Origin of the sequence: Butyrivibrio sp. (assembly GCF_017940685.1) — a bacterium.
In the GTDB taxonomy this organism is placed as follows: domain Bacteria; phylum Bacillota; class Clostridia; order Lachnospirales; family Lachnospiraceae; genus Butyrivibrio.
This window is the reverse complement of record NZ_JAGAYD010000224.1, coordinates 1-7,155: the sequence shown is the minus strand read 5'-3', so window position 1 is coordinate 7,155 and position 7,155 is coordinate 1. Positions and strand designations below refer to the sequence as shown.

4 protein-coding genes and 1 pseudogene are annotated in these 7,155 nt (G+C 41.6%); all 5 read right to left on the bottom strand.

The genetic code is table 11. The features are described 5' to 3' along the window. Positions 1 to 488: 488 nt before the first annotated feature. Positions 489 to 1,406, bottom strand: coding sequence for a DUF6674 family protein (locus tag J6I68_RS13480; RefSeq protein WP_292221087.1), 918 nt, complete (start codon positions 1,404 to 1,406; stop codon positions 489 to 491). 51 nt (positions 1,407 to 1,457) lie between these two features. Further along, the gene (locus J6I68_RS13475; protein WP_292221085.1) at positions 1,458 to 2,141 is read right to left on the bottom strand and encodes a SpoVG family protein; all 684 of its coding nucleotides are present in this window, start codon (positions 2,139 to 2,141) and stop codon (positions 1,458 to 1,460) included. Positions 2,142 to 2,159: 18 nt separating this feature from the next. Then, positions 2,160 to 2,546 carry a hypothetical protein gene (locus J6I68_RS13470; protein WP_292221084.1) on the bottom strand — a complete coding sequence of 129 codons (387 nt, stop codon included), beginning with the start codon at positions 2,544 to 2,546 and terminating at the stop codon, positions 2,160 to 2,162. Then, positions 2,539 to 2,676: a hypothetical protein gene (locus J6I68_RS13465; RefSeq protein ID WP_292221083.1), complete on the bottom strand. Its 138-nt coding sequence runs from the start codon at positions 2,674 to 2,676 to the stop codon at positions 2,539 to 2,541. Before J6I68_RS13465 ends, J6I68_RS13470 begins: the two co-directional genes overlap by 8 nt. A 12-nt stretch (positions 2,677 to 2,688) precedes the next feature. After that, positions 2,689 to 7,017: pseudogene (locus tag J6I68_RS13460) on the bottom strand (helicase-related protein); the annotation flags it as partial. Positions 7,018 to 7,155 lie beyond the last annotated feature (138 nt).

Here is a 7,155-nt window from a genome sequence, read left to right as displayed (position 1 = left end):
TCCTAAATGACTGATAATACTTGATTATCAGTCATTTATTTTTAATTTTTGAACTCTTAAACAAATAAAATGTGAATATCTATTAAGCTACCACAATATTAGCCATCTTTTTACATAAAATAATGTTATACATCGCATATTTTAATTATCATAGTATGCCGTTATCTATTTCAGAATTATAATATGTTTTATACAATATATTATTTCATTTAATTTAAGAGTTATAGTATTTCTATTTAAAAAATACATTAAATAACTTTCAGTTATTGGCAATCTAGACTTATATCTTTGAAATCAAAAACTTCACTTTCATAACCACTTAAGCATTTTTTATTTTTAGCATTTCTTTTTCTGTAAATTCGCTCACAAATTAAATTTCCACTCTTTATAAAGAAATACATTTACCTGACTAAAATAGTATAACACATATACCATAATTTTTCTACCTAAACAAATCATATCAACATTTCTAATGATATGCCTCTATATTATCTAGCTTTATCTTCTCTTGCCTTTGATACTTTCTCTACTGTCTCCACTTTTACATCAGCACTATCTCTTGCCTCAAAAGCATCGGCATTATACTGATACTCATGACCTTCTACCACCATCGATGCATGTATAACCTCTGCATAGACTCTATCCCGTTCTGCTTCTACTATGTCTGATACTTTCTGTTCCCCGCTCTTAATATCTTCCATACGCTTTACCTTATCAAACTGCACATTCATAGCCAGATTATCCAGCTTATCAATCGAAGCGTCCAGATGTAGCTCCATTGATACAAACAGCTTTCTCACTGCTTTCATAGGGGCAATTACCGCCTTTGTGATTGGGTGTTTCTGTTCCTTCTGTGAATAATCCACTTCCGGCTTATCCGCAAAGGTACGGAACGCATTGTTTACGGTCTGCCCGGCTTCACGGAGTCCCTTTGCAAGAAGTGCTGTCCTTGCAATATCCCTGTCAGTAGATACAATCGCATCTTTTACTGCTGTTCTTACATTAAGAAGTCTTTTCTTAATTCCTGCAAACTCTGTAACCCTGTAAAGTGCCGCCCTGCCCTTTGCCTTTGTTTCATCAACAATGCTCTTGGCAGTAGATTTTACCTGTACCTTTACCTCAGATACCTGTGACTTTATCTGCTCACATCTGGCATTTAATCTTTCCTGTGCTTCTGCCAATGCCTTTTTCGCATTATTGACAAGGGTATCTTCCTGCATTTCTCTAATCTGGTTCTGCATACTTGTAAGTTCTTCTGTCATAGTCGCAATCTTTTTCTCCAGACCGTCCACATAGCTGCATATCTCAAATACATCATTTGCCGGCTCTTTCATAGCATTCTTTTTTAACAGGTCGAGAAGTTCCCTTATGATCTCCTCATTGGTAAGTGTCTTTTCTGCTTCCATCTGCTTTTCCTCCTTATAAACGGGGCAGCTCCTGCCGCCCCTTAATCTTAATTATCGAAAGGGAGTATCCTTTTTCTCCCTGTCGGGATTTCCGTGGTTCTGTTCGGCATTCTCCCTTGCTTTTTCGTTGCTCTTATCCTTTGCTTTCTCATACTCTGCAATAATCTCATTGTAGAGCTTCTCCCTGAAATCCTTTGTGACCGGATAGCAGACGTCCTGATAGATTGGCTTGCCATTCTCGTCCACCTGCTTTGTCTTATAAGAAGGCATTGACACAAAGATTTTTTCTTTGCCCTGAAGGATATTTACATTATTTACAATGAAGCTGTTTTCAAAGTAAATGCGGGCAAGTCCCTTGATATTACTTCCTTCCCTTTCATAAGGTGTAACCGTCACGGAAAACTCCGGCATTTCCTGTGTTTTGTCCTGTGTCTGTATTTCTGCTTTTTCCGGCTCCCTGATTTTCGCATAAGCCTCAAGGATATTGGTATAGAGTTCCTCACGAAACTCTGCCGTGATAGGATTGCAGACATCCTTATAAACCACGCTGTTGCTCTCATCACGCTCATTGGAACGGTACCTTGGCATTGATACAAAAAGCTCTCCCTTTTCCTTATTTTCAAGGATTGCGATATTGGTAATCTTGAATGAGTCACCAAATACCACGGTTGCAAAACCTTTGATGTTGCTGCCATCTTTTGCTCTTACTTCGTTTACTTTAATTGAATACTTCATACGCTGTTCCTCTCTTTCTTATACTTCTGAATTGTTGTTTTCCGGTATGATAAGCTCACACCAAAGCTGTTCTATCTGTTTACAAGACAATCTGCCATTTAACCAGTTGCCGAGTGTGACAGCCATTCCGCCCTGCTCATAATAGAGCCATTCCTGTGTTTCGATGTTCCCCTCATACATGATAGTCACATCAAAGTCAGGCATAAATAATCCTGCCTCTGCATCCCAGATACAGGCAACTCCCTGTCTGAGTATCAGGTTCAGGCTTTCGACATATACAGACCAGCCGCTTACGACTATCTGAAAGTCATCATCAATCTCTGCAATATCGTCCGGGGTGTCGATTAACTCCTCCATTTCCGATACTGTTTCTTCTATCTCCCCAAGTCGGTATCTCTTATTCATCTGCCGCCTCCTTATATCTGCACCTGACAACAAAACGCATTGTTCCTTGTTTTGAACTGAAAAAAGGGACTGCCATAATGGCAATCCCTGCTGCAATCAGTAGTCCTGCGACCACTTTCCTTATGTTCATAGAGTCCCACTCCTATCTTTTCCTGTCTCTGTCTGTCATATAAATTCCCTTATCCTCTGCAACAATGCCCGCATTTTCTATTCTGTCCTCAAACTTTTCTTCGTCCGGTCCGCCTAGATCTGCGTCCATAGCCTTTGCGTTCTCAAGGTCAAGCTGGGCATTTAATTCACACTGCCTTGCAAGTTTTTCTTCCAGTTCCGCACTGTGTGCAAACGGCTTATCATACTCTGCCTTTGAAGCCTCAAGGTCATTCTGGTACTGTTCAATCTTCTTTTCCAGAAAATCTACATTTTCGTGAAGTCCGTTGAACAGATTCTCCAGCTTTACCATACTTCCCACCGGACTTGTGGAAAGCTCTGCCTTGTATTCCGTCTTTCCACGAAGCACCATATAGTTGATACTGAGGAAATTCTTTTCTACCAGAAGCTCAAAGCCGTGAAACTTACCGATTGAAGTGGTTTCGCCTGTCTTGCATTTGCTGATTGCTTCAAGCATCGTGGTTCCACCGTCCACTCTTTCTGTATAAGTTGCATTACCTATGGTAATGGCGAAGTCCGAGTTATCAATCAGCTCCTTATCCCTTGCCTTTATATCTTCCCTGACATTGGCAAGTTTCTCTGTCGCAGTTTTGATAAGTTTTGGATACTTGATCATAAAGTTATCCTGCAATCCGTACCTCTGATTATCATAAGACGCCTTTAAGAGCTTTAATCTCTGGACATCATTGTCAACCTCCATCTTTTCCTTGATTAAAGGGTTGCCTGTAGCAACCGCCTTAATTTCGGCGTAGGAAAGCGTTGCCTCATCAATGTCCTCACAGCTTCGGCTTACTGCCTTGCTTGTCATAACCTGACTGATGAAACGCTGCTTATTCTCCACAAGTGACCAGTTGTACGCATCAAAGGTTCCTTTTGTAACATATCTGTAGATTGCCACCTCATCGTTTTCATTTCCCTGTCGGATACCTCTGCCCTCTCTCTGTTCAATGGAAGAAGGCTTCCACGGACAATCGACATGGTGCATTGCTACAAGGTGTGTCTGCACATTAACACCCGTACCACACTTATCTGTTGAGCCGATAAGGACTTTTTTCTTACCTGTCCTCATTTCCTTAAAGAGTGCGTCCCTCTGTGCGTCCGTTTTTGCATCGTGGATAAATGCTATCTCCTCCGCTGGGATACCATACTTGATAAGTGACTCCTTCAGATAATCATAAATCGTAAAGTCCTTGTCAGCTCCTGGTGTTCCAATATCCGAAAAAATAAGCTGACAGCCTATATGACCATCAGCATTTCCTTTTACATATTCTTTCCAGACATTTTCTGCCACCTTATTGAGCTTTCCGTCCGGATTGTCCGGTGCGTCCTTATCAATCAGTCTTGCGTCTGTTCCAAGAAGCCTTGCTTCGTGTGTAATCTTTAAGAAGTTATCAACGCTTGGATCAACACCTCCGCCTCTTATCCTTTCTGCCCTTACCACAAAATCTTCCATTACCTGCTTCACATACCAGTCAGGCTCCGACTCCACGATGATAGGCTTGCCGCCACGCAGAGCCGGCACATCAAGGGCAAGCATATCCGCTGTCTGCACATCGGCAACCTCACGGAAGATGTTCATAAGCTCCGGCAAATTGGTAAATTTATTGAACCTGCTCTTGAAACGGAAACCACTGCCCTCAACTGTAAGCTCCAGTGCTGTTGTTACTTCTCCGAAGTTAGCCGCCCACGAGTCGAAATGATGAATTCCCATTTCCTCAAGTGCCGACTTCTGCAAATAAAGCTGCATAACATACATCTCACACATCGTGTTGCTTATCGGTGTTCCGGTAGCAAATACAATGCCCCTGCCATCATTTATCTCTGATAAATACTGGCATTTAAGCTGCATATCCGTTGACTTCTTAGCCCCTGAACTGCTGATTCCCGACACATTATTCATCTTTGAAAAAATGGCAAGGTTCTTAAAATTGTGTGCTTCATCTACCATAATAGAGTCAACACCAAGCTCCTCAAAGGTAATCAGGTCATCTTTTCTGCTTTCATCGGTCAGTGATTTAAGCTGTTCCTCCAGCTTTTTCTTCTGGCTTTCCATCTGTTTTACTGTCCAGCGTTCCCCGTTTCTCTCATTCATTTCATCAATCGCATAAGTGATTTCCTCTATCTGCTCATTAAGCATTCGCTCCTTTCTCTCCGGCGAGATTGGGATTTTCTCAAATTGCGAGTGGGACATAATAATACAGTCATAATCGCCTGTCGCAATCCTTGATACAAACTGCTTTCTACGGCTCTTTTCAAAATCACGCTCCGTTGCGACCAAGATATTTGCTGACGGATAAAGCCTTAAAAATTCACTTGCTGTCTGTCCGATAAGCGGCTTTGGCACTACCATAATTGTCTTATTGGCAAGTCCAAGCCTTTTCTGCTCCATACACGCAGCCATCATTTCAAATGACTTTCCGGCACCGACACAGTGTGCAAGCAGGGTATTTCCTCCCATAAGGATTCGTGCCACCGCATTTTTCTGGTGCGGTTTTAATTCAATTTCAGGGTTCATTCCCGGAAACTGCAAGTGGCTTCCGTCATACTCACGCAGGCGGATATTATTGAAAGTTTCATTATAATATTCCACATACTTCTGTCTGCGTTCCGGTTCTGCAAACAGCCATTCCTTGAACTTCTCCTTAATCATATTCTGCTTTTCCCTTGCAAGCATTGTCTCATTCTTATTGACTTCATAATGGTACTTGCCATCACCATCATCAATCCTGTCCCTGACAGTGACCGTTTTTAAGTTCAGGGTTTCCTCAAAAATAGAATAAGCGTCCATTCTGCTTGTACCATAGGTTTTTGTTGCCGCCACGGAATGTTTATCCATACTTTTATTCTCAATGAACCATTCCATACTCATTTTATTCAAGTGAACCTGAATACCGGAATTATAATACTCTGTTCTGATTGCCCTTACCCTCTTTGGTGTATTAAGCAGCTCATAAATAAACTGCTCATAATCAAGCGGCTCAATCCAAGTTGTTCCAATCTTTACATCAATATCCGAGGCTTCAATCCATTCCGGCTGAACTTCCTCTAAGGCTGCGGCATTGGCGGCAAATCTTTCTGCCTGCGGATTATCGGTATCCGCCGCCATCGCCTTTGCAACACGCAGCTTATCCCTTACATTTCCTGACAGATATTCGTCTGCTGTCTCCCAGCCTGCATCCGGGTTATTTTCATTGTAACGGTCAGGATTAAGAAATATAATTCCATCAAGTTCCTTTATTAGAGTATCCCTGTCTGCTTCATAAATAGAGAGCATATAAGGGATATTTACATATCCAAACTCATTGACCGATACATTAAGAGCCTCTACCGCAGTTTCTACCCTGTCCACCACGGACTTTGCCTTAATCGTCTGCTTATAAAACATATCAGCCTTCTTCACCTCCCCGTCCTCATTTACTTCTTCAAGACTGCAAAGAAGCGGATAATCGCTGTCATCCCTGAACGCTGTACGGTTTGCTTTGGAAGTGATTGCTCCATACTTTCCAACGAATTTATCATATTTTACATTCAAAAGCTGCTGTTTGTCTGCAAGCTCCTCATCACTACAGCCCTCCATCTGGATATCAATCAGCTCTCTTGTTATCTGTCTGATTTCGTCAAGACTTCTGATTCTCTCCTCGGCAGTCTGTGATACTTCTTTTCTTACCATTTCGGAATTTTCCCTGTAATAGAGCTTTCCTTCAAAGAATGTGTAAGTATAATTTCTGACATCCGGATCAGCGGGAATGACTTCCTCCGTCTGCTCCTCATTGTCTGCCAGTCTTTCAAAATCTGTCATCTGTGCTTTGATGTTACCGATTGCCTTATTGAGTGCTTCATACAGATTAAAGTTCTCATCATCATTCACGCAGACGGTATATCTGCTGTCCTGCCCGAACATTCTTGTATCATACTGCATTGTGCCGAGCATCATTTCCGGGTGCTCTGCAAAGTAGGAATTGACTGCTATGCCATCGTCTGTAACACCAAGATGTACCCAGTCCAGCTCTATATCAATCTTTCGCTCCCTTTTCTGTAAAAACAGGATATCCGCTGTCACTTCTGTTCCTGCATTATCCTTAAATGCAGTATTCGGAAGTCGGATTGCTCCCACAAGCTCTGCCCTCTCAGCCAGATACTTTCGGATTGTTGGATTGCTTTTATCCAGTGTTCCCTTTGTGGTAATCACTGCAACCATACCGCCCGGTCTTACCTGATCGAGTGCCTTTGCAAGAAAATAATCGTGAATACGGAAGTTGTACTTATTGTACTTTGGATCAAATATCTTATAATCTCCAAATGTAAATGTCAATATATGAATGTACAAAAAGTGGAAAATAAAAATGTACATTTTATCCGTCACTCTTCCTTTGAGTTTGGCTCAAAAAGTACTTTCTTATCTTTGAGTCTGTATGACGGTCCTTTTATTGATACAACAGTT